The 1326-nt window shown below is 73.3% G+C and carries 2 protein-coding genes and 1 pseudogene; all 3 read right to left on the bottom strand.

Going from position 1 to position 1326, the window contains the following annotated elements; genetic code table 11:
* Positions 1-99 precede the first annotated feature (99 nt).
* Positions 100-729 (bottom strand): MobC family plasmid mobilization relaxosome protein, encoded by a 630-nt coding sequence (locus FF041_RS32440; protein ID WP_153526080.1) that lies wholly within the window; start codon positions 727-729, stop codon positions 100-102.
* Complete coding sequence (locus FF041_RS32445) at positions 726-950, bottom strand: hypothetical protein (RefSeq protein ID WP_323393354.1); 225 nt, start codon at positions 948-950, stop codon at positions 726-728. Before FF041_RS32445 ends, FF041_RS32440 begins: the two co-directional genes overlap by 4 nt.
* Positions 951-1055: 105 nt before the next feature.
* Positions 1056-1326 (bottom strand): annotated as a pseudogene (locus tag FF041_RS38315) (DUF2637 domain-containing protein); the annotation flags it as partial.

The raw sequence follows: 1326 nt of genomic DNA on the forward strand, positions 1-1326 counted from the left end.
TGTGGGGGTCGGTGTGTTCGTCGCGGCGGCCGGGACCATAGAGGTAGGCGAGCAGGCCGTAGGTTCGGCTGCCGGTGGAGATGTCCGGAACCATGCCGGTCACCGCCGCCGGGCGATCTCAACTGCGGCGGCCTCCACACGGACCGCCGCGCGAAGCACCCGGTCGACAACTTGGTCGACGTGGTCGCTGTGGCCGCCGGAGTTAAGAACCCGGGCGATCTGGTTGAGGTTGTTCCCGGCTCGGGCGAGCTGGGCGCCGACGGTCATCAGCTCTTCGACCAGGGCCCGCTGGTCCACCAGCCACAGCTTGGCACCGCTCTTCGTATGGGCAAGCGCGACCGCCGCGTCGGCGAGAAACCCGGCGGTGGTCAGTCCGACCGCCTTGGCGGCGGTCTGGACGGTGGCGAGTTCGTCGGCGGTGAGGCGAACGCTGCGGACGTGGTCGCGCTGAAGGTTCTGGCGCAGGCGCGGACGCTGGCGTCGCGCGGACAGCGACGGAGGTTCTCCTCCTGGTTGCGGTCCGCCCCCGGTCGCAGCCTCTCCTCCCGGCGCCCCCTGGTGCCAGGAGGTTTCCCCCGCCCCGTTCGGGGTGGGGGCATGCGCGTCCGAAACTCCTCCGCAGCCACGGGCTGCGGAGGAGTTTCGGACGCTACAGCTTGCTCGGCCTCGTGCCGGGCAGTCGCCTCCGCACCCGGCGGTGGTGGGGTCGGTCGGGTCGGGTCGGGTCATCGGCGGGTCTCCGGGGCGGTTCGCCGAAGGTCCCGGAGGATCTCGGCGGCGTAGTCGAGGGCGAGGGCCGGGTGGTGCAGGGTCCACGGCCGGCTGCATGCGGTGCGCCGGACGGTCCAGGAGCCGTCGGGGCCGCGTTCGGCGTGGTGGAGGTGACCGTGGCGGTGGAGGGTGGTGATCCAGGCGTCGGCTTCGGCCGGGGTGACCGGGGAGGTGCGCACGAGGGCCTCCGGTACGAGCAGGAGCGGGGGTTCGGTGTCCGGGTGTCCCGGGTGGGGTGACCGGGCCGGTCGGTGTCCGGCCCGGTCACCCCGTGGGGCGGTCGGTCAGCCGGTGGCAGTGACCGGGGCCGGTCGGTTCTCGGTGCGGAGCTGGGTGACCAGGGCGGTCAGCCGGTCGTTGGCCAGCGGAATGCCCTGTCCCCGGATGGCGTCCGCGACGATCTGGCGGGTGACCTTGTCCGCCCGGGTGACCGCCGCGCGGGCGATCGGGAGGAGTTCGTCCTCGTCCTCCGGGCCGGTCAGTCCGGTCGGTGCGGTGTCCGGGGCCGGTCTGCTGTCCGGTTCCCCGGACGGTGCGGCCTCGTCGCGGCCGGTG

The sequence above is a fragment of the Streptomyces jumonjinensis genome (genome assembly GCF_009600885.1).
In the GTDB taxonomy this organism is placed as follows: domain Bacteria; phylum Actinomycetota; class Actinomycetes; order Streptomycetales; family Streptomycetaceae; genus Streptomyces; species Streptomyces jumonjinensis.